Annotated in this window: 15 protein-coding genes; 9 read left to right on the top strand and 6 right to left on the bottom strand. The window is 68.9% G+C overall.

Features of this window, described 5'->3' with window-relative positions; all coding sequences use genetic code 11:
- Positions 1-230: 230 nt before the first annotated feature.
- A complete protein-coding gene (gene polA, locus AC6CH2_RS08280) occupies positions 231-3,002 on the bottom strand; it encodes a DNA polymerase I (RefSeq protein ID WP_498268821.1) in 2,772 nt (923 codons plus the stop codon).
- Between the two features lie 109 nt (positions 3,003-3,111).
- Here polA and AC6CH2_RS08285 point away from each other — a divergent pair, with 109 nt between their 5' ends.
- On the top strand, positions 3,112-3,444 hold the full coding sequence (locus AC6CH2_RS08285) for a DUF2782 domain-containing protein (protein ID WP_498268822.1): 333 nt from the start codon (positions 3,112-3,114) through the stop codon (positions 3,442-3,444).
- 153 nt (positions 3,445-3,597) lie between these two features.
- Positions 3,598-4,023 carry a GNAT family N-acetyltransferase gene (locus AC6CH2_RS08290; protein ID WP_498268823.1) on the top strand — a complete coding sequence of 142 codons (426 nt, stop codon included), beginning with the start codon at positions 3,598-3,600 and terminating at the stop codon, positions 4,021-4,023.
- A gap of 357 nt (positions 4,024-4,380) precedes the next feature.
- On the opposite strand, the gene AC6CH2_RS08295 is transcribed toward AC6CH2_RS08290, so the two are convergent.
- Positions 4,381-6,480 carry a S9 family peptidase gene (locus AC6CH2_RS08295; RefSeq protein WP_498268824.1) on the bottom strand — a complete coding sequence of 700 codons (2,100 nt, stop codon included), beginning with the start codon at positions 6,478-6,480 and terminating at the stop codon, positions 4,381-4,383.
- A 184-nt stretch (positions 6,481-6,664) separates the two neighbouring features.
- Here AC6CH2_RS08295 and AC6CH2_RS08300 point away from each other — a divergent pair, with 184 nt between their 5' ends.
- On the top strand, positions 6,665-7,246 hold the full coding sequence (locus AC6CH2_RS08300; RefSeq protein WP_498268825.1) for a hypothetical protein: 582 nt from the start codon (positions 6,665-6,667) through the stop codon (positions 7,244-7,246).
- A 16-nt stretch (positions 7,247-7,262) separates the two neighbouring features.
- Here AC6CH2_RS08300 and AC6CH2_RS08305 read toward each other — a convergent pair whose 3' ends face one another.
- Entirely contained in the window at positions 7,263-8,534 is a 1,272-nt protein-coding gene (locus tag AC6CH2_RS08305) for a phytase (protein ID WP_498268826.1), read from the bottom strand.
- Between the two features lie 169 nt (positions 8,535-8,703).
- Between AC6CH2_RS08305 and AC6CH2_RS08310 the strand changes: the two genes are divergently transcribed.
- Positions 8,704-11,058 (top strand): TonB-dependent receptor plug domain-containing protein, encoded by a 2,355-nt coding sequence (locus tag AC6CH2_RS08310; RefSeq protein ID WP_498268827.1) that lies wholly within the window; start codon positions 8,704-8,706, stop codon positions 11,056-11,058.
- Positions 11,059-11,101: 43 nt separating this feature from the next.
- On the opposite strand, the gene AC6CH2_RS08315 is transcribed toward AC6CH2_RS08310, so the two are convergent.
- A complete protein-coding gene (locus tag AC6CH2_RS08315; RefSeq protein WP_498268828.1) occupies positions 11,102-11,521 on the bottom strand; it encodes a hypothetical protein in 420 nt (139 codons plus the stop codon).
- 268 nt (positions 11,522-11,789) lie between these two features.
- Complete coding sequence (uvrD, locus tag AC6CH2_RS08320; RefSeq protein WP_498268829.1) at positions 11,790-13,970, bottom strand: DNA helicase II; 2,181 nt, start codon at positions 13,968-13,970, stop codon at positions 11,790-11,792.
- 63 nt (positions 13,971-14,033) lie between these two features.
- Between uvrD and AC6CH2_RS08325 the strand changes: the two genes are divergently transcribed.
- Entirely contained in the window at positions 14,034-15,041 is a 1,008-nt protein-coding gene (locus AC6CH2_RS08325; RefSeq protein WP_498268830.1) for a hypothetical protein, read from the top strand.
- Between the two features lie 25 nt (positions 15,042-15,066).
- Here the strand turns inward: AC6CH2_RS08325 and AC6CH2_RS08330 are convergent, their stop codons facing one another.
- Positions 15,067-15,711, bottom strand: coding sequence for a TIGR00645 family protein (locus tag AC6CH2_RS08330; protein ID WP_498268831.1), 645 nt, complete (start codon positions 15,709-15,711; stop codon positions 15,067-15,069).
- A gap of 210 nt (positions 15,712-15,921) precedes the next feature.
- Between AC6CH2_RS08330 and AC6CH2_RS08335 the strand changes: the two genes are divergently transcribed.
- The 4 genes from AC6CH2_RS08335 (at position 15,922) to AC6CH2_RS08350 (ending at position 21,361) form a co-directional block, all read left to right on the top strand.
- Positions 15,922-16,632, top strand: a complete 711-nt coding sequence (locus AC6CH2_RS08335) for a glutathione binding-like protein (protein ID WP_498268832.1) — start codon at positions 15,922-15,924, stop codon at positions 16,630-16,632.
- 73 nt (positions 16,633-16,705) lie between these two features.
- Positions 16,706-18,922 (top strand): S9 family peptidase, encoded by a 2,217-nt coding sequence (locus tag AC6CH2_RS08340; protein ID WP_498269101.1) that lies wholly within the window; start codon positions 16,706-16,708, stop codon positions 18,920-18,922.
- Between the two features lie 32 nt (positions 18,923-18,954).
- Entirely contained in the window at positions 18,955-19,371 is a 417-nt protein-coding gene (locus AC6CH2_RS08345; protein ID WP_498268833.1) for a cytochrome c oxidase assembly factor Coa1 family protein, read from the top strand.
- A gap of 175 nt (positions 19,372-19,546) precedes the next feature.
- Positions 19,547-21,361 carry a DUF885 domain-containing protein gene (locus AC6CH2_RS08350; RefSeq protein WP_498268834.1) on the top strand — a complete coding sequence of 605 codons (1,815 nt, stop codon included), beginning with the start codon at positions 19,547-19,549 and terminating at the stop codon, positions 21,359-21,361.
- The last annotated feature ends 77 nt before the right edge of the window (positions 21,362-21,438 follow it).

Genomic DNA, 21,438 nt, shown 5'->3' on the forward strand with positions numbered 1-21,438 from the left:
CCGCAGGCAGGGGGGGCCGGCGGGGCTGGTGGAGCGTGACCTGGGGAGGGGTCGTTCGCTCCGGGGGATCACTCCAGGGGAGGGAGAGATCAGCGACAGACGTTGCATCTGTCGCGACCTATATGACCATCCCGCACATGGATAGTTCGTGAAGATCGTAGTTAATAAATTGTTGGATTCAGGACTGATTCATTAAACCAATTCCAGCAAAATCAATGGTTTCCGCATAATCAATGCGCTTCGTCCCAATTAATGCCGACCCCGCTGTCGACGACCAGCGGTACCCGCAGGCTGGCCGCCGCCGCCATCCGCCTTGAGGCCTCGCCCACCAGGGTGTCGACGAACCCGTCCTCGACCTCGAACACCAGTTCGTCGTGGACCTGCAGGATCATCTTCGCGCGGCTCGCATGCGCGGCCAGCCAGGCGTCGATGTCGATCATCGCGCGCTTGATGATGTCGGCCGCGGTGCCCTGCATCGGCGCGTTGATCGCGGCGCGTTCGGCGCCCGCGCGCAGGCCCTGGTTGCTGGCCTTGATGTTCTCCAGGTACAGGCGCCGGCCGAACACCGTCTCGACGTAGCCGCGCTCGCGCGCGTCCTGGCGGGTGCGCTCCATGAAGTCGCGCACGCCGGGGTAGCGGCTGAAATACAGGGCGATGTAGTCCTGCGCTTCGCCGCGGCCGATACCGAGCTGGCGCGCCAGACCGAACGCGCTCATGCCGTACATCAGGCCGAAGTTGATCGCCTTGGCGGCGCGGCGTTCGTTGCCGCTGACCTCCTCGAGGGACTTCTTGCCGAACACTTCGGCCGCAGTCGCGCGGTGCACGTCGGCGCCGGATTCGAACGCGCGCACCAGGCCGACGTCCTCGGACAGATGGGCCATGATCCGCAGCTCGATCTGCGAATAGTCGCAGGCGACCAGGCGTCGTCCTTCCGGGGCGACGAAAGCGCGGCGGATGCGGCGGCCGTCCTCGGTGCGGATCGGGATGTTCTGCAGGTTCGGGTCGCTCGACGCCAGTCGCCCGGTCGCGGCGCCGGCCTGGTGATAGCTGGTGTGCACGCGCCCGGTGTCCGGGTTGACCATTTCCGACAGTTTGTCGGTGTAGGTGCTGCGCAGTTTCGCCAGGCCGCGGTATTCGAGGATCACCCGCGGCAGTTCGTGCTGGTCGGCGATCGCTTCGAGCGCCTCCTCGTTGGTGCTCGGCTGGCCGGTCGGCGTCTTCACCAGCACCGGCAGTTTCAGCTCGTCGAACAACAAAGCCTGCAACTGTTTCGGCGAATCCAGGTTGAAGCTGCGCCCGGCCAGCTCGGTGGCCTTGATCTGCGCATCGAGCATGCGCTTGCCGAGGTCCTGCGACTGCCGGCGCAGTTCGTCGCCGTCGATCATCACCCCGTTGGCCTCGATCCGTTCGAGCACCGGCACCAACGGCATTTCGATCTCGCGGTAGACGCGCTCGAGGTCCGGCTCGGCGGCGAGGCGCGCGCCGAGCACCCGGTGCAGGCGCAGGGTCACGTCGGCGTCCTCGGCGGCGTAGCGGGTGGCGTCGTCGATGGCGACCTGCGAGAACGCGATCGCCTTGGCGCCCTTGCCGGCGACGTCGGCGTACTTGATCGTGTCGTAGCCGAGGTAACGCTTGGCCAGCGAGTCCATGTCGTGGCGGCTGGCGGTGGCGTTGTAGACGAAGCTTTCGAGCATGGTGTCGTCGGCATAGCCGAGCAGGTCGACGCCGTGCCGGCGCAGCACGTGCAGGTCGTACTTGCCGTGCTGGCCGAGCTTGCGCCGGGCCGGGTCGGTCAGCACCGGGCGCAGCGCGTCGAGCACCGCGGCGCGGTCGAGCTGGACCGGCGCGCCGGGGTAATCGTGTCCGAGCGGGATGTACACCGCGCGGCCGGTCTCGGTGGCGAAGCTCAGCCCGACCAGGTTGGCGCGCATCGGGTCGAGCGAATCGGTCTCGGTGTCGAAGGCGAACTCGTCGGCCGCCTGCAGCGCCGCCACCAGCGCGTCGAGTTGCGGCTGGGTGGTCACCGCCTCGTACTCGCCCTGGACCGACAGTGCCGCATCCGGCGCCTCGGCGCTGGCCGAGGCGCGGGCATGGCCGGCCGCGGTCGCGCGCAGGCCGGCGCGGTCGGCGGCGATTTCGTTGGCGGTGGCGTTGGCGCCGCCCTCGAGCTCGCGCAGCGCCTGCTTGAAGCCGTAGCGCGCGTACAGGGTGCGCAGCGCTTCGGCGTCGCGTTCGCGCAGGGCCAGTTGCTCTGGGCCCTGGTCGAGCGCGACGTCGGTCTTGATCGTGGTCAGCTGGCGGTTGAGCGGCAGCCGGCCGAGCGCGGCGCGCAGGTTCTCGCCGATCTTGCCCTTGATCTGGCCGGCGTGGGCGATGACGTTTTCCAGGGTGCCGTACTCGCCGAGCCACTTGGCCGCGGTCTTGGGCCCGCACTTGTCGACGCCGGGGATGTTGTCGACGCTGTCGCCCATCAGCGACAGCAGGTCCACGATCTGGTTGGGCTGCACGCCGAACTTGGCGAACACCGCCTCGTCGGAATCCATGCGGCTGCCGCTCATGGTGTTGACCAGGGCCACGCCCGGCCGCACCAGCTGGGCGAAGTCCTTGTCGCCGGTCGAGATGGTCACCTCGATGCCGGCATCCGCGGCCTGCAGCGCCAGGGTGCCGATCACGTCGTCGGCCTCGACCCCGTCGATGCGCAGGATCGGCAGGCCGAGCGCCTCGACGATCTGGCACATCGGCACCACCTGCGCGCGCAGGTCGTCCGGCATCGGCGGGCGATTGGCCTTGTACTGCGGGTCGAGGTCGTCGCGGAAGGTCTTGCCCGGCGCGTCGACGACGAAGGCCACGTAGTCGGGCCTCTCGTTCAAGGTCGAGCGCAGCATGTTGACCACGCCGAACAGGGCGCCGGTCGGTTCGCCGGCGTCGTTGCTCAGCGGCGGCAACGCGTGGAAGGCGCGGTAGAGATAGCTGGAGCCATCGATCAGGACGAGTCTTTTCATGCCGGCGATTCTACGCTGCCCCATCGTCGGGGCTGCGACCACGGCCGCGGATGCAGCCGCTTAACGGGCGCGCGGCGTATGCTGTCGGCCTGAGACACGGAGAACCGCCATGCGCGCCCCTACCGCATCGCCGGCCCGCAAAGCCGCCGCACCGATCGTCCCCGCCCTGATCGCCGCCCTCCTCGCCGCCTGCGCCAGCACCGGCGGCGCCGGCGACGACCCCACCGCCGCCCTGCAGGGCGCCGACGTGCGCACCCGCACCGTCGAGAACGGCGACGTGATCGAGGAGTACCGGATCGCCGGCCAGCTGCGCGCGGTCAAGGTCACCCCCGCCCGCGGCCCGACCTATTACCTGGTCGACAACGACGGCGACGGCCGCCTCGACACCAGCAAGGGCGAGGGCACGGTCTCGCCGGTGTATTACAAGCTCTTCAGTTGGTGACTGACCGGCTGAGGAGCGAGTGGAGAGGAGTGAGCAGTGAGCTAGGCTCGTCTGCGCTCGCGGCCCTGCCTGCAGCTCCGCCGAGACGTGAGGAATGCGCGTAAGCCCACGCTTGCGCTCACTCCTCACTTCTCATAACTCATTCCTGTCTTCATGAACATCCAGACCATCGTCGGAGACACCGAACTGCGCGCCGTCTGGCCGCTGGTGTCGCAGCTGCGCCCACACCTCGACGAGAACGCGTTCGTCGCCCAGATGCACCGCCAGATCGCCGAGGGCTGCCGGGCCACGGTCGCCTACGACGAACAGGGCGTGCCGCGGGCGTTCGCCTGCTGGCGGGTGATGGAGATGCTCGCGGTCGGCCTGCACGTCTACGTCGACGACCTGATCACCGACCAGGCCGTGCGCAGCCGCGGCTACGGCAAGGCGATGCTGGACTGGCTCAAGGCCGAGGCCAAGCGCCTGGGCTGCGTGCGCCTGCAACTGGATTCCGGCACCCACCGCCAGGACGCGCACGCCTTCTACCTGCGCGAGCGCCTGCGCATCGAGGCGTTCCATTTCGGGGTGAAGCTGGATTGAACCGAGCCGATCGAAACCCGGGCTGCATCGCCCCGGCTACGCCCGGCGCTGTGGCTGTGGCTGTGCGCAGCCTGAAACTCGCGAGACCGAAAGACACCCGGAGGGCGGCGCGCAGGGATGCGCGCCGTGAGCCGCCGGGACAGGGATGTCCCGTGTGGCGCATGCCCGCGTATGCCTGCACTTGCGGGCATTCGATTTGAACAAAGCGTTTTTCGTTGGTGACTTTTCTTGTCGCATTGGACAGAAGAAAGTTACCCGCGCGCTTCAGCGCGCGGAAGCCTTTGCCTTAGGCCCTCGGCTTGTCGTTACGCGGCATCAGCGCGTGCGCACGACAAGCGGTCCAACGCGGTGGGTCGCTCAGGAGCCCGCACCGGTGGGCGCCACTGTTTTGGCCTCGGCCGGCGCCACGGCAGCCGCTTTGTTGCGATAACGCTCGAACCACTCCAGCGTATTGAGCACCTGCGCCAGGGTTTCGCTGGGCCGCGTGCCGATGCCGTGTGAGGCGCCGGGAATGCGGATCATCGCGGTGTCGACGCGGCGCAGCTTCAGCGCGGTGTAGTACTGCTCGGTCTCGGAGATCGGCGTGCGGTAGTCGTTCTCGCCGGTGATCAGCATGGTCGGGGTAACGACCTTGCCGACGTGGGCCAGCGGCGACAGTTTCCAGTACAGCTCCTGCGCCTCCCACGGCCCGCTCGGGAACCAATGCTGGGTGACGTAGGACGGCCCATCCGAGGTCAGGGCGAAACTGGTCCAGTTGATCACCGGCTTGGCGACCACGGCGGCGCGGAAGCGGTCGGTGTGGCCGACGATCCAGGCGGTCAGCACGCCGCCGCCGGAACCGCCGGTCACGAACAGCTGCTGCGGGTCGACATAACCCTTGGCGATGGTCGCGTCGACCGCGCTCATCAGGTCGTCGTAGTCGTGGCTCGGATAGTTCTGGTGAATGTGGTCGGCGAAGGCCTGTCCATAGCTGGTGCTGCCGCGCGGGTTGAGGTACAGCACGAGGTAACCGGCGGCGGCGTACAGCTGGGTTTCCACGGCGAAGCGCGGACCGTAGTTCTGGTAAGGGCCGCCATGGATTTCCAGCAGCAACGGATAGCGCTTGCCCGGCTGGAACTGCGGCGGCTTGACGATCCAGCCCTGCACGGCGAGGCCGTCGGCCGAGGACTTCGTCCACAAGGTCTCGACCTCGCCCAGGCGTTTGCGCGCCAGCGAGTCGGCGTTGAGATCGGTCAGCACGCGCGGCTTGGCGCCGCGCGCGACCACCGCGACGTCGGCCATGCGCGCGGCGGTGCCGTGGGTGTAGGCGACGCGGCCGCCGGCGACCGAGAAGCTGCCGCCGGGATAGGGCCGGCCGACCGCGGTGCCGCCGACATCGTCGGTCACCGATTCGACTTTGCCGCCGCTCGCGGCGATCCAGCCCAGATGGCTGACGCCGTCGCGGTCGTAGCCGACATACAGGCCGCGGCCGTCGCGGTCCCACTGCGGGTTCTCGATCTCGTAGTCGAAGCCCTCGGTGAGCGCGCGGGAAACGCCGGTGTCTAGATCGAGCACGTACAGGTGGGCGATCTGGTAGCTGCGCTTGCGATCGTCGTAGCCGAGGTAGGCGAGCTTGCGTCCGTCCGGCGACAGCACCGGCGCGCGGTCCGGGCCGACCCGCTCGGTGAGCGCGACCGCGGCGCCGGTGGCGACGTCGACGCGGTAGATCTCGCTTTCGATCGGGTGGTACTCGTGGTCGTCGCGGCGATTGGCCTCGACGAACAGCGAGCGGCCGTCGCGGCTCCAGGCCAGGGTCGAGCCGTGCTGGAAATCGCCCTGGGTGACCTGGCGCGGGGTGCCGCCGTCGGCCGGCATCACGAACACGTGCTCGTAGCCGGGCTTGAGGTAGCCGGCGCCGTCGGCGCGGTAGTTCATCCGCTCGATCAGCTTGACCTCGTCGGCCCACTCCGCGCCCTTCGGCTTGGCCGGCAACTTCGCCAGCGGCGTGGTGTCGGCGGCGACGTGCATGGTGAAGGCGAGCCAGCGGCCGTCCGGCGACCAGGTCAGCCCGCTCGGGGCCTCGGTCAGGCGGCTGACCGGCGATTGCTGGCCGCTGTCCATCCAGCGCACCCAGATCTGGGTCGAGCCGTCGCGATCGGACACCCAGGCGATGCGATCGCCCGACGGCGACCATGCCGCGGCGCCGTCGCTGGCCGCGCCGCTGGTCAACGGCCGCTGCTGGCCGCTGCCGGCATCGACCAGCCACAGGTTGCTGCGGCGGCGGTCCTTCATCCGCTCGAAGAACTTGCGCTGGTAAACGATGCGGCGGCCGTCCGGCGACAGCGCCGGTCGGTCGGCCCATTCCAGATCGAACAGGTCGGCCGGCTGCAGGTTGCGCGGGTCGCCGTGCAGGTCGGCGGCGGCGGCCGGCAGCGCGCTGACGGCCAGCGCTGCGGCGAGGACGAAACGCAAGGACATCGGCAGGCCCCATTCGACGGTCGAGAAACCGCAGCCTAGGCCGGCATTGCGGCCGCGGCCCAGTGTCGTTGGTCGTGCCCGCCGGGGCCTGCTTCCCAGGACCAACGGCAGGCGAGGAACCGGCGGCGAGCTGCTAGGGTGAGCGCCGTGTCCACAGGGGTGGCGGCACTCAGGGAAGATGTCGATGGCTCGCGAATCCGCAAAGCATTCGTGTTTCTTCCGCGGACGGCGGTTCCGCGGGCATTGGTACCGGTGGTGGCTGGCCGGCGTCTGCGCCGTCGCTTTGAGCGCCTGCGGCGAACCCGCCGCGGACGTTTCCCGGCCGCTCAGCTACGACCGCCTCGGCGTGCGCATGAGCATCCCCGGCAACTGGAGCATGGCCGAGGACAGACGCATCGACGCGGTCCACTACATGGCCGTGGAGAGTCCCGGCTCGGCGATCTTCGTCGCCATCGTGCAGGCCGACACCACCGCCGAACTCGAGGATTTCGCCCGCGGCTTTTCCGCCGACACCGACAAGGCGATGCCGTCGATGATCAGCGGCAGCAGCCGTTTCGACCGCTCGTCCTTCGCCGAAGGCACGATCCGCGAGCGCTACGTGCTGAGCCTGGGCGGCGTGCAGGTGCCGCACCGGCGCGAGTACCGCAAGATCACCGGCGCGCATCGCACCGCGTTCCTGATCACCCAGAGCGCCGAAGAAGACCTGCCGCAGACCCAGCCCGGTTTCGACCTGCTGCTGAAATCGTTCAGGCTCGCCGACCGCTGAGCCCCAACGGACGAGCTCAGCCCGCGGGATGCGTCTGGCAGCTGCTGCGCAGGTTCAAGGCGCGCGCGATATCCCGCCAGTCGAAGGCGCCGACCGCCTGATCGTCGTGCACCGCATAGAACACGCCGTCTGGGAAACGGGTCGAGCCGGCCTGCTGCAGCCACACGCCGTCGGTGTTGCCGACAGTGCCGCCGGCGAACGCGCCCAGATGGCGCAGGCTGGCGCGGTCGAACACGTGAAACAGGCTGCGATCCTTGTATTGGTCGGTCGCGATCCAGTAACCGCTGCCGTCCTCGCACTGCCATAGCGCGATGCCTTCGGCCTGCGCCTTGAACAGTCCCAGGCCGAGGGTTCGGCCGCGGTAGCGCCCGTCCAGAGTGTAGTCGCGCACCGCCGTGCCGGTGGCCAGGTCTTCCTCGGCGATCAACAGGCGATCGTGCGCGGGGTCGCCCCAGATCGATTCGGGCACGCGGATCGCGCCGGCCGCGCCGGTGTCGCCGAACGCGCCGACGTGGCGCACGCCCGGTTTGGCGCCGCCCAGTTCCAGGCGATAGCGCTGCATGCGCCGGTCGAGTTGCCGCAGCGGCGGCGGAATCTCGTCGCCGCGGGCGTCCTTGCCGGCCATGTAAGCGTCGGTGACGATCACTTCCAGCGCGTCCGCGCTCACGGCGCGCACCCACAGACCGTAGGGCTGCCGCAGCCGGTCGGCGCCGAAGGCGGTCAAGGCGCGCAGCTGCGGCGTGCGCGTGTCGGCGATGCCCGGCAGATTCAGCGGCGCCGCCGGCAGCGACAGCGACAGCACCTGCACTCGGCGATTGTCGCGTTCGACCACGAAGGCCAGGTCGCCGAACACGGCGATGCCGTTGGGCCGGCGGAATTCGCCGAGGCCGCCGCCCTCGCGCCCGTACCGGCCGACCGCATCGCCGCGGTCGCCGTCGTAGATCACCAGCGCATCGCCCTGCTTGGCGGTCGCCAGCAGCCACAAGCGTCCGTTCGGCGCGCGCCAGACCGCCGGCGAATCGATGTTGTCCTGCGGCGTGGCCGGGGTCAGGAAGGCCTCGTCGATCTGCCGATGGTCGATGCCGGCGCGCGCGAGCAAAGGATCGGCTTCGTCTACGCCGCGTTCGTCGGGCTCGCGTTGTGCGGGCTGACCCGGTGCGGCCCGAACAGAGCCGGCCCGAACAGAGCCGCCCCGGGCGGTCTCGGCGTTCGCGCGCGGCGCGTCCGAGGTCGCGCAACCGGCCAGGACCAGGGCGACGGACAGGATCAGTGTTGAGCGCATCGGCATGCTTGAGTTCGCGGCAATTCCCCGAACGCTGTTATAGAAGCGTCACATGCAGGTTTCATGACAACGCCGGCGTACGCATGTCACGGCAAAAGCAGAAATCGCGCACACAGTCATCGTCCTGCCATCGCGTGGACTTACAACGCTCGCCATCCCTTCACCGGCGAACTTCATGCGCAGCCCGCGACGTTTCAAGCTCAGCCCACACGCACTCAGCGCCGCCGTGCTGATCTCGCTCGCCGCACCCGCCCTCGCCGTCGAGACGCCCGCCACCAGCGCCGCGGCCGCCGCGGCGACCGAACTCGACCGGGTCACGGTGACCGGCGAAATCGCCTACCGCGATCGCAGCGAGGCCACCGCGCCGACCCTGAGCTACGGGCTGGATTATTTCCAGCGCTTCGAACCCCTGACCGTCGGCGACATGCTCAAGCGCGTGCCGAGCGTGGGTTTCGTCTCCGACGTGCTCGAGTACGACGGCGCGCGTTTGCGCGGCCTCGACCCTGGCTACACCCAGATCCTGATCAACGGCAAGAAGGTGCCCGGCGCCGGCGGCGACCGCTCGTTCTACGTCGACCGCATTCCGGCCGAACTGGTCGAACGCATCGAGATCATCCGCAGCCCCAGCGCCAACCGGTCCGGCGACGCCGTCGCCGGCGCGCTCAACATCGTGTTGCGCGACGCCTACGAGTTCGACGGCGGCTATCTGCGCGCCGGCGCGCTGTACTTCGACGACGACAAGATCAAGCCGGTGCTGGGCGCGGTCGGCAGCGGCGAGTTCGGCGGCGGCCGCCTGCTCGGCGGCCTCAACGTGCAGGGCCGGCACAACCCCAAGCACAAGCGCAGCGAGCGTTACGAGGCGCCCGACGGCGACTTCGTCGACCGCGAAGACCAGAGCGACGTGCGCGACGGCACCGATTATTCCGGCAACCTGTCCTATACCCGCGAGATCGGCAACGGCCGGCTCAGCGTCGACGGGTTCTACGTGCGCACCGAGCGCACCGAAACCGAACATTCGCGCGAGTACAACGACCCGGGCAGCCTGGCGCGCGCCCATCTGCTGTCGGTCAACGACCAGAAGGTCGACATCGAGCAGGACAACGCCAGCCTCAACGCGCGCTACGCCTTCGACCTGGCCGGCGGCCGCAGCGAAATCGACCTGGGCTATGCGCGCTTCGAGGACCGCCGCCGCGACACCGAACAGGAAGTCGGCTACGACGACGAAGACAGCCCCCCCTCGTTCGACGGCTTCGAGGGCGCGCGCATCCTCGGCGACACCCGCGACAGCGAGTTCAGCCTCAAGCTGGCCCACCGCCGCGCGTTCGGCGCGGCCAAGATGGAGTTCGGCGTCGACGGCCTGGACAAGCGCCGCACTGCCTCGCTGCGCACCAGCGAAGTGGAGGCCGAGGACGAAGGCGAGCCCTTGCCAGCCTATGCCGAGTTCGAACGCCAGGCCAGCCGGATCGAGGAACGCCGCCTCGACCCCTACCTGATGTTCTCCGGCCAGCGCGGCCGCATCGATTGGGAAACCGGCCTGCGCTACGAGAGCACTCGCTCGAAGATCCGCAGCCTGGCCGGGGACGACGAAGACGCGGTGCGCATCGACGAGGACTACGGCCTGTTGCTGCCCTCGGCGCATCTGCGCTTCAAGCTCGGCGACAACGACCGGCTCAGCGCCTCGATCGCGCGCACCGTGCGCCGGCCGGATTTCAACCAGTCGCTGCCGCTGACCCTGGAGGAGGAATACGGCGACAACGATTTCCTCGGCAACCCGGCGCTGCGCCCGGAAACCGCCTGGGGCCTGGACCTGGGCTACGAACGCCGGCTCGGCCGGCGCGGCGTGGTCGGCCTCAACCTGTTCTATCGCAAGGTGCGCGACTTGATCGAGATAGTCGGCACCGGCCGGCCCAGCGCGACCGCACTGGACGATCACGAGGACGCGATCGAGGAGTTCCTCGACGAACATCCCGGCGCGGGCCCGGTCACGCCCGGCTATCCGGTGCTGGACCCGGACAGCTTCGTATACACCGCGGCCAACGTCGGCGACGGCCGCGTCTACGGCGCCGAGTTCGACCTGTCCACGCCGCTCACCGCGCTGGGCCTGACCGACACCGGCGTGTTCCTCAACTACTCCTGGCTGGACAGCGAGGTCGACGACGACTTTGGCCGACGCCGCTTCAACAACCAGCCGCGCTCGGTGCTCAACGTCGGCTTCATCCAGGACCTGCCGAGCCTGGGCATGTCGTTCGGCGCGAGTTACCGCCGCCAGGGGGATGCCGCTTCGCGCGTGCTCGGCGAGGAAGTGTCGACGCGCTACGGCGCCGACCTGGAAGCTTTCGTCGAGAAGCGCTTCGGCTCGCAGGTGGCGGTGCGGCTGACCGGCTCGAACCTGCTCGACGCCTCCAAGGACGAGGCTTTCCACAAGTTCGATACGCTCGGCGACCAACAGGACCGCGACTACGACGAGTACGAACGCGAGAGCGAGAAGGCCGGCCCGGTGTACCAGTTGGTGCTGCGCTACGCGTTCTGAGCCAGGCGTAGTCGCGGCCCTGGGTTCGGGGCTGCGGTCGCGCTCAACGGTCGCACGCGCGCTTGGCCAGCGCGCGTACGCCCTCGACGAGGCCGCGCACGGCGAACCACATCGCCGCCGGGATCAGGCACTGCAGGCCGACCCAGCCGTAGTTGAAGAGCAGATTCATCCACAGCCCGGCATCGGCGTGATCGATCGAGTACGCGATCAACACCGGCAACGGCGCCAGCGCCACGCATTTCGCCAGCGCCGCCGCGGCCGAGCGCAGGCGTTGCGGCAACAAAGCGGCCGGGGCGAGGCAGCACAGGCCGACGAAGTCCGACACCCCGAGCCAATGCGGCAGGAACCCGGCCCAGCCGGGACGGATCGACACCTTGGAGAACACGTAGATGTCGCCGAGCACGAACACCGCGATCGACAGCGCCGCCAGGCTCAGCAGAAATCCGCTGGTGTTTCGTTTCATGATGCATTCCTTTGCTTGAGCGGCGACTCGGTCCGGCGGCGGCTTTGAGCTGTCGTCCCCGCGAAGGCGGGGATCCGGAGACTTCAGAGTAATGCTTCGGTAAGGCCCTGGATCCCCGCCTTCGCGGGGATGACGTGCGGAGCGCCACACCGAACCGACCCTATGCCGATCTCCCGAGTGCGGAGTGCGGCAGGACTCCGAGCCGACGACGCACGTCGGCATGCGGGCTGAGAGAACTTGGCGCTTTCATCGACGCGTCGAACGTTGACTAGAGTGGCTGCAGGTTCGCGTAGGCCAGCACCAGCCACTTGCTGCCGGCATCGTCGAAGTTGACCTGCACCCGCGCATGGGCGCCGGTGCCTTCGTAATCGGTCACCGTGCCGGTGCCGAAGCTGGCATGGCGCACCTGCGAGCCGAGCTTGACCGGCGGCGCTTCGATCGCGGCATGGCCATAATCGACGCGGCGCGAGCCGGCGCCGTGGACCGGGCGCGACACCTGCACCTTCGGCCGCACTTCGTTGAGCAGGGCCGGCGGGATCTCGCGCAGGAAACGCGAGGGCACGCCGTACATGTCCATGCCGTGGATGCGGCGGGTCTCGGCGTAGCTCAGCACCAGCTTTTCGCGGGCGCGGGTGATGCCGACGTAGGCCAGGCGGCGCTCTTCCTCCAGCCGCCCGGACTCCTCCGTCGAACGCCCGCTCGGAAACAGGCCTTCTTCCAGACCGCCGAGGAACACCAGCGGGAACTCCAGGCCCTTGGCGCTGTGCAGGGTCATCAGCTGCACCCCGTCCTCGCCGGCCTGGGCCTGGCCTTCGCCGGCCTCGAGCGCGGCGTAGCTGAGGAAGGCGATCAGCTCGGGCATCGCCGCGGCCTCGTCCTCGTCGGAGCGGGTGAAGCGCGAGGCCACCGAGACCAGTTCGTCGAGGTTGTCGGTGCGCGAATCGAGCTGGCCGCGCGACTCGTTGGCGTAATGCTCGCGCAGGCCCGAGCGCTGCAGGATGTGGTCGATCTTCTCCGGCAGCGGCATCTCGGCCACGTCGTTTTCGAGCGTGTCGATCAACAGGGCGAACCCGGCCAGGGCGTTGCGCGCGCGCGCGGCGAGCCCGTTCTCCTCGGAAATGCGCCGCGCCGCGTCCCACAGCGAGACCGCATCGGCGCGGGCGCGCTTGCGCACCTCGTCGAGGGTGCGCTCGCCGATGCCGCGGGTCGGGGTGTTGACCGCGCGCTCGAACGCGGCGTCGTCGGCGCGGTTGGCGATCATGCGCAGGTACGCCAGGGTGTCCTTGATTTCGGCGCGCTCGAAGAATCGTTGGCCGCCGTAGACGCGGTACGGCACCTGCTCCGACAGCAGGGCTTCTTCGTAGGCGCGCGATTGCGCGTTGCTGCGGTAGAGCACGGCGACGTCGCCATAGCTGCCGCCGTCGCGCACCCACTGGCGCAGGCGTTCGACCACGAAGCGCGCCTCGTCCATCTCGTTGTAGGCCGCGTACAGGTCGATCGCCTCGCCTTGGCCGGTGTCGGTCCACAGTTTCTTGCCGAGCCGGTCGGGGTTGTGGGCGATGACCGCGTTGGCGGCATCGAGGATGTTGGCGCTGGAACGGTAGTTCTGTTCCAGGCGGATGGTGCTGGCCCCGGGGAAGTCGCGCAGGAAGCGTTGCACGTTCTCGACCTTGGCGCCGCGCCAGCCGTAAATGGCCTGGTCGTCGTCGCCCACCACGAACACCCGGCCGGAGTCGCCGGCGAGCACCCGCACGAAGGCGTACTGGATCGCGTTGGTGTCCTGGAACTCGTCGACCAGAATCTCGCGGAAGCGGTTGCGGTAATGGGCGAGCAGCGCCGCGTTGTCGCGCAGCAGTTCGTGAGCGCGCAGCAGCAGTTCGGCGAAATCGACCAGGCCGGCGCGTTCGCAGCGTTCCTGGTAGGCCTCGTAGCAACGCAGCATCACGTCGGCCCATTCGTCGCCGGCCGGCTGGATGTTGCGCGGCCGCCGGCCTTCGTCCTTCTGGGCGTTGATCCACCACACGATCTGGCGCGGCGGGAAGCGGGTCTCGTCGAGCTCCAGCGCCTGCACCACGCGCTTGACCAGGCGCAGTTGGTCGTCGCTGTCGAGCACCTGGAAGCCTTCCGGCAATTTGGCTTCCTGCCAGTGCAGGCGCAGCAGGCGGTGGGCCAGGCCGTGGAAGGTGCCGATCCACATGCCGCGCGCGCCTTGGCGCAGTTGCGCGTCGACGCGGCCGCGCATTTCGCCGGCGGCCTTGTTGGTGAAAGTCACCGCGAGGATGCCGTGGGTCGGCACGCCGAAGACCTCGTTGATCCAGGCGATGCGGTGGGTCAACACGCGGGTCTTGCCGCTGCCGGCGCCGGCGAGCACGAGATAATGACCGGGAGGCGCCGAAACGGCTTCGCGCTGGGCGGGATTGAGTGCGTCGAGCAAATGCGATACGTCCATGCCGCCATTGTAGCTGCGATGGAAACGGGAACCTTCGCAGCGCATCGCGTTCCAACACAGACCATGGCCGCCCGCCTGCCGTCGTTGCCCCGCCTGTTCGCCTGCGTCCTGCTCGGCGGCGCTGTGCTCGCCTGCAGCGCGGGTGCGGCGGCCCAGGTCCAAAACCATGAACGGGTGATCCGGGTCGGCGATGCGCGTCTGCGGGTGATCGTCGAGGGCGTCACCGACCGCGCGCGCGTCGACGAGCTGCAGCGCTGGCTCGCCGAATGCACCGACGCCGCCCTGACCGCCTACGGCCGGCTGCCGCTGCGCGAGGCGAAAGTGCTGATCCGGCAAAGCCGCGACGGCGCCGGGCGACAGAGCGCTCGCCGCGGCGATCCCAGCCCGGTGCCCTGGGGCCAGACCCGGCGCGACGGCGGCGTGTCGGTGCTGCTGTACGTGCGCCCGGACGCCGGCATCGACGAACTGCGCGACGACTGGACCGCCGTGCACGAGCTCTCGCACCTGTTCCACCCCTATCTCGGCCAGGACGGCCGCTGGCTCGCCGAGGGCCTGGCGAGCTATTACCAGAACGTGTTGCGCGCCCGCGCCGGCCAGTTCGACGGCGAGGAGGCCTGGCGCCGGCTCGATGCCGGCTTCTCGCGCGGCCGCACGGCCGGCGCCGGCGCGCCGCTGGGCGAGATCGGCTGGAACCGCGCCAGCACCATGCGCATCTACTGGGGCGGCGCGCTGTTCTGGCTCGAGGCCGACCTGGCGTTGCGACGCGAACGCCGCCTCGACCTCGACACGGTGCTGTCGCGTTATGCGCGTTGCTGCCTGTACGGCGAGCGCGAAATCGCCCCGGCCGAGTTCGTCGCCGAACTCGACCGGCTCGGCGGCGGCAAGGTGTTCGCCGACCTGTTCCGCCGTTATGCGGCGATGCGCGAATTCCCCTCGACGCAGGCGGCGTATCGCGCGCTCGGCCTCGACAGCCAGGACGGCCGCCTGGTTTTTTCCGATCGCGCCGACGCGGTGCGGCTGCGGCGCGCGATCATGCGACCGCGACCGGCCGCCGCGCCCAGCGCGCGCTGAGCCGGCGGCCGCGTCGTCGCCCGGCTCAGTGGGCGGACTTGCCCGGCTTCTGCACCGTGGTGCTCATGAGCTTGTCGGTCCAGGCGATGCCGATCGCCGAGACGATGAACAGCAAGTGGATGATCGCCTGCCACATCACCCCGTCGGAGGTCAGCTCCGAGCAGCGCGCGGTCGCGTTGGCCACGCCGTTGGCGGTGGCGAGCGCGGCGGCCTGCGCGGCGGTGAAGGCTTCGGGCGTGCCGCACAAGGGCAGGCCGAGGCTGCCGGCGCCGATGAAGGTCTTGAGCAAGTGGATCGAGGAGATGCCGATGATCGCCATCGCCAGCTTGACCTTGAGCACGCTCGCATTGACGTGGCTCAGCCATTCGGGCTGGTCGGGGTGGCCTTCCAGGCGCAGGCGCGAGACGAAGGTTTCGTAGCCGCCGACGATCACCATCACCAGCAGGTTGGAGATCATCACCACGTCGATCAGGCCGAGCACGATCAGCATGATCCCCTGCTCGGTCAGCGTCGCGGCGTCGTGCACCAGGTGGATCAGTTCCTTGACGAACTGAAAGACGTACACGCCCTGGGCGACGATCAGGCCCAGATAAAGCGGCAGCTGCAGCCAGCGCGAGCTGAAGATCAGCGCCGGCAGGGGGTTGAGTCGGTTGATCTTTGGATCGGTCATGCGAAGCCCGTAACTGAAGCGATACAGGGGCCAAGAGTAGCCGGGCCGGGATGACGCCGCCACGTCGGGCCGGCCCGAGGTTCAGCCGGAGCCGAAGTCGGAGCCGGCGGCGCCACGACACAGCGCCGCCGGCACACGCCATTCCACCGGCCGGGCCGCCGCGGCCGCGGAGCCGCGCTTACACTGCGGCCTTTCGACGCGGAGTTGCCGATGATCGACCTTTATTACTGGCCGACCCCGAACGGCCACAAGATCACCCTGTTCCTGGAAGAGGCCCTGCAGGCGGGGACCGGGCTCGACTATGCGATCAAGCCGGTCGACATCGGCGCCGGCGACCAGTTCAAGCCCGAATTCCTGCGCATTTCGCCGAACAACCGCATGCCGGCGATCGTCGACCATGCCCCGGCGGATGGCGGCGCGCCGATCAGCGTGTTCGAGTCCGGAGCGATCTTGCAGTATCTGGCGGCCAAGACCGGCTTGTTCCTGCCCGCCGACCTGCGCGGACAGGTCGAGGTCGGCGAATGGCTGTTCTGGCAGGTCGGCGGCTACGGCCCGATGCTGGGCCAGAACCATCACTTCAACCGCTACGCGCCGGAAAAGGTGCCGTATGCGATCGATCGTTACCAGCGCGAGACCGAGCGCCTGTACGGCGTGCTCGACCGGCGCCTGGCCGGGCGCGAGTTCGTCGCCGCCGATACACTCAGCATCGCCGATTTCGCCTGTTACCCCTGGACCCGCGAGCACGAATGGCATCACGTCGACCTGAGCGCTTATCCGAACGTGCAGCGCTGGCACGATGCGCTGTCGTCGCGGCCGGCGTTCGGGCGCGTCTACGAGATGGGCCGGGCCTACCGTGCCGACCGTACGATGACCGACGAGATGCGCCGCCATCTGTTCGGCACGCCGACCCCAACCCCTTGACGCCTCGCCGCCGAGGCCACGCTCCGGAACCCTCGCCCGCATGAACAACCGCCTCGCTTCCTGCCTGCTCGCCATGTCGATCGCCGCCACGCCCAGCCTCGCCCTCGCCGCCTCGCCCGCCACCGCGCCGGCGCCGGGCCGGCTGACCCTGGAAGCGCTGACCGGCGATGCGCCCCTGTCGGGGCCGAGCCTGGTCAAGGCCAAGATCGCGCCCGACGGCAGCCGGGTCGGTTTCCTGCGCGGCAAGCAGCGCGACAAGAACCGCCTGGACCTGTGGGCGTACGACATCGCCAGCGGCAAGACCGAGCTGCTGGTCGATTCCGACGACGTGCTGCCGGGCGCGGAAGTGCTCAGCGACGCCGAGAAGGCGCGCCGCGAACGCCAGCGCATCGCCGCGCTGTCGGGCATCGTCGACTACCAGTGGTCGCCCGACGGCAAGCGCCTGCTGTTCCCGCTCGGCGGCGAGCTGTACCTGTACGACCTGGGCAAGTCGGGCAAGGCCGCGGTGCGCAAGCTCACCCACGGCGAAGGCTTCGCCACCGATCCCAAGCTGTCGCCGAAGGGCGGTTACGTCAGCTTCGTGCGCGAGCGCAACCTGTGGGTGATCGCCCTGGCCGACGGCAAGGCGACCCAGCTCACTTTCGACGGCAGCGACACCATCGGCAACGGCGTCGCCGAATTCGTCGCCGACGAGGAAATGGACCGCCACACCGGTTACTGGTGGGCGCCCGACGACAGCGCGATCGCCTATGCGCGGATCGACGAATCGGCAGTGCCGGTGCAGAAGCGCTACGAGGTCTACCCGGACCGCACCGACGTGGTCGAGCAGCGTTATCCGGCGGCCGGCGACGCCAACGTCGGCGTGCGCCTGCTGGTCGCGCCGGTCGGCGCCAAGGCCGCGCCGCGCGAGATCGACCTCGGCAAGAACCCGGACATCTACCTGGCCCGCGTCGATTGGCGCGATCCGCAGCGCCTGACTTTCCAGCGCCAGTCGCGCGACCAGCACCTGCTCGAGCTGATCGAGACCGACCTCGGCAGCGGCAAGCAGCGCACCCTGGTCAGCGAGCGCTCCAAGACCTGGGTGCCGTTGCACAACGACCTGCGCTTCCTCAAGGACGGCCGCCTGCTGTGGAACAGCGAGCGCAGCGGCCATGAGCATCTGTACCTGCTCGGCGACGACGGCAAGGCGACCGCGCTGACCTCCGGCGACTGGCCGGTCGACAGCGTGCTCGCGGTCGACGAAGACGCCGGCCAGGTCTATTTCGCCGCCGGCAAGGACTCGCCGCTCGACAGCCAGGTTTATCGCGTCGCCCTCGCCGGCGGCCCGGTCGAACGCCTGTCCAAGGCCGACGGCTACCACTCGGCCAGCTTCGCCGACAACGCCAAGGTCTACGTCGACGCCTGGTCGAACCCGACCACGCCGCCGCAGCTGGAGCTGTACCGCAACGACGGCACCCGCATCGCCGCGCTGATCGACAACGATCTCGACGACGCCGCGCATCCGTTCGCGCCGTACCGCGCCGCTCAGCGCCCGGTCGAATACGGCACCATCCGCGCCGCCGACGGCAAGACCCCGCTGCATTACAGCCTGATCAAGCCGACCGGCTTCGATCCGGGCCGGCGCTATCCGGTGGTGGTCTACGTCTACGGCGGCCCGGCCACCCAGACCGTCAAGCGCACCTGGTCGCCGGACTTCAACCAGTACCTGGCCCAGCGCGGCTACGTGGTGTTCTCGATCGACAACCGCGGCACGCCGCGCCGCGGCGCGGCCTTCGGTGGCGCGCTGTACGGCAGGCAGGGGACGGTGGAAGTGGCCGACCAGCTCAAGGGCGTCGAGTGGTTGCAGTCGCAGCCCTGGGTCGACGGCGACAAGATCGGCGTCTACGGGTGGTCCAACGGCGGCTACATGACCTTGATGCTGCTGGCCAAGGCCAGCGACCGCTACGCCTGCGGCGTCGCCGGCGCGCCGGTCACCGACTGGGGCCTATACGACACGCACTACACCGAGCGCTACATGGGCTTGCCGAAGGCCAACCCCGAGGGCTATCGCGAAGGCCGCGTGCTCGAGCACATCGACGGGCTGACCTCGAAGCTGTTGCTGATCCACGGCATGGCCGACGACAACGTCCTGTTCACCAACTCGACCGTGCTGATGAGCGCTCTGCAACAGCGCGGCCAACCGTTCGAGCTGATGACCTATCCGGGCGCCAAGCACGGCCTGCGCGGCCGCGACAACCTGCACCGGCTGCGCCTGACCGAAGACTTCTTCGACCGCTGCCTCAAGCCCTGAGCGCGCCGACGCCGCCGAATGGATGCCCTGCCATGAACGCCTCCCGCCCCGCCGCGCCGTACCGCAAGCCCTGGGTACAGCGTCACTGGATCCTGACCCTGCTGCTGGCCCTGGGCACGTTGTTCACCCTGAGCCTCGCGATCGGGGCATGGATGACTTATTCGGTGATGGATTCGATGCGCTACACCCCGCCGTTCATCGAGGCGATGGAACGGGCGCGCGCGAATCCCGAAGTGAAAGCCGCGCTCGGCGAGCCGCTCGAGGACACCTTCGTGCTCGGCGCGGTCGAGCCGAAGGAGGACGGCGTGGCCAAGTTGTTCATCTTCGTGCGCGGCCCTAAGGGCAAGGGCGACGTGCAGATCGAAGCGGTCAAGGAGCAGGGCGCCTGGCGCTATCACGTGATGCGGGTCAATCTCGACGCGGACCACACCTCGATCGATCTGCTGTGAACGCTTAGACCACGCCCCCTTCGACAGGACCGCCCGGCGCAGCATCGTCGTGGCGGTCCCGGCCCGCTCGAACTCGTGGTTCTCCAATCGATCCCGCCCCGTCGCATGACCTTCGGCGCTTGGCCCGGCGCGCCGCCGCGCCGATGCTGGCCGCTTCAACCCAGTGAGCCACCTCATGAAGCCGCTCGTTTTCGCCGTCGCCCTCGCGCTGTCCGCGCCCACACTCGCCTTCGCCCCCGCCGGCGCCGCCCCCGCGCCGAAGGCTGCACCGCAAGCCGCCGCCAAGCCGGTGCCGGCCTGGGTCGCGCAGAGCAACGAATACGCCAAGATCCTGATCGAAGCGCAGGGCCGTTTCGCCCCCGAACAGATGTCGTTCTTCGGCGTGCCCGGCTACGACGACAAGGTCAGCGACCTCAAGCCCGAGGTCGGCAAGCGCTTCCGCGCGGCGATGGCCGAGGCCAAGCGCGGGCTGCAGGCCAAGCTCGAAGTCGAGCGCAACCCCGACGTGCGCCAGGACCTGCAGATCATGATCCAGGCCGCCGAGGACAACATCGAAGGCAGCGCGCTCAACGAGCGCCTGATGCTGCCGTGGTTCGACGCGCCGCAGACCGTGTTCTCGGGCATGCAGGCGCTGCTGTCGGAGCAGACCCCCGAACGCCACGGCGCCGCGCTCGCGCGCCTGAACGCCTATGTCGGCCTGGCGCCGGGCAGCGAGCCGCTGACCGCGCTCGCGCGCCAGCGCTATGAGGAGCGCCTGAGCGATACCAACCTGCTGCAGCCGACCAAGCTCGAGGTCGAGCAGGCCCTGAGCAACGTCGACACCTATGTCGCCGGCATCCGCAAGCTGTTCGAGAAATACAAGATCGGCGGCGCCGAGCCGGCGCTGAGGGCGATGGAGACCCAGCTGCGCGAGTACGGCCAGTGGACCCGCAGCACGGTGCTGCCGAAGGCGCGCAGCGACGCGCGCCTGCCGCCCGAGCTGTACGCCTATTCGCTCAAGCAGTTCGGCATCGACGTCGACCCGCAGTTGCTGATCCGCCGCGCCCAGGTCGAGTTCATGGAAACCCGCGCGGCGATGACGCAACTCGCGCCGCTGGTCGCTAAGGCCAAGGGGCTCAAGGTCGCCGACCCGCAGGACTATGTGCAGGTCATACGCGCGCTCAAGCGCGACACCATCCCCAACGACCAGCTCGAACCGCGCTATCGCAAGGTGATCGATGCGATCGACCCGATCATCCGCGAGCAGGGGATCGTAGACGTTCCGCAGCGGCCGATGGTGATGCGCCTGGGCAGCGAGGCCGAATCGGCGGCGCAGCCGGCGCCGCACTTCCTGCCGGCGCCGCTGGTCGGCAACACCGGTCAACAAGGCCAGTTCGTGCTGCCTCTGTCGGTGCCGAGCCCCGACGGCAAGGCCCTGCAGTACGACGACTTCAACTACGAGTCGGTGGCCTGGACCCTGTCCGCGCACGAGGGCCGTCCGGGCCACGAACTGCAGTTCACCGCGATGGTCGAGCGCGGCATCTCGCTGGCGCGTTCGATGTTCGCCTTCAACTCGGTCAACGTCGAAGGCTGGGCGCTGTACGCGGAAGCCGAGATGGTGCCGTACGAGCCGCTCGACGGGCAGCTGATCGCGCTGCAGTTCCGCCTGCTGCGCGCGGCGCGCGCGATCCTCGACCCGATGCTCAACCTCGGCCTCACCGACCGCGCCAACGCCGGGCGGGTGCTGTCCGAGCAGGTCGGCCTGTCCGAGGCGATGGCCAAGCAGGAACTCGACCGCTACATGTTCCGCGCACCGGGCCAGGCCGGCAGTTATTTCTACGGCTACAGCCGCATCCTGGAACTGCGCATGGAAACCGAACTTGCGCTCGGCGATCGCTTCGACCGGCTCAAGTTCAACAACTACCTGCTCGACCAGGGCCTGCTGCCGCCGGACCTGCTCGGCAAGGCGGTGCGCGAGGACTTCGTGCCGGCGCAAAAGGGCAAGCGCTGAGCCGAGGGCGACATCCCGCATCAGGCAACGAGGCCGCGGATCGCTCCGCGGCCTCGTCGTTTCAGGCGATGCTCGCC

Source organism: Lysobacter sp. GQ73, assembly GCF_059758755.1.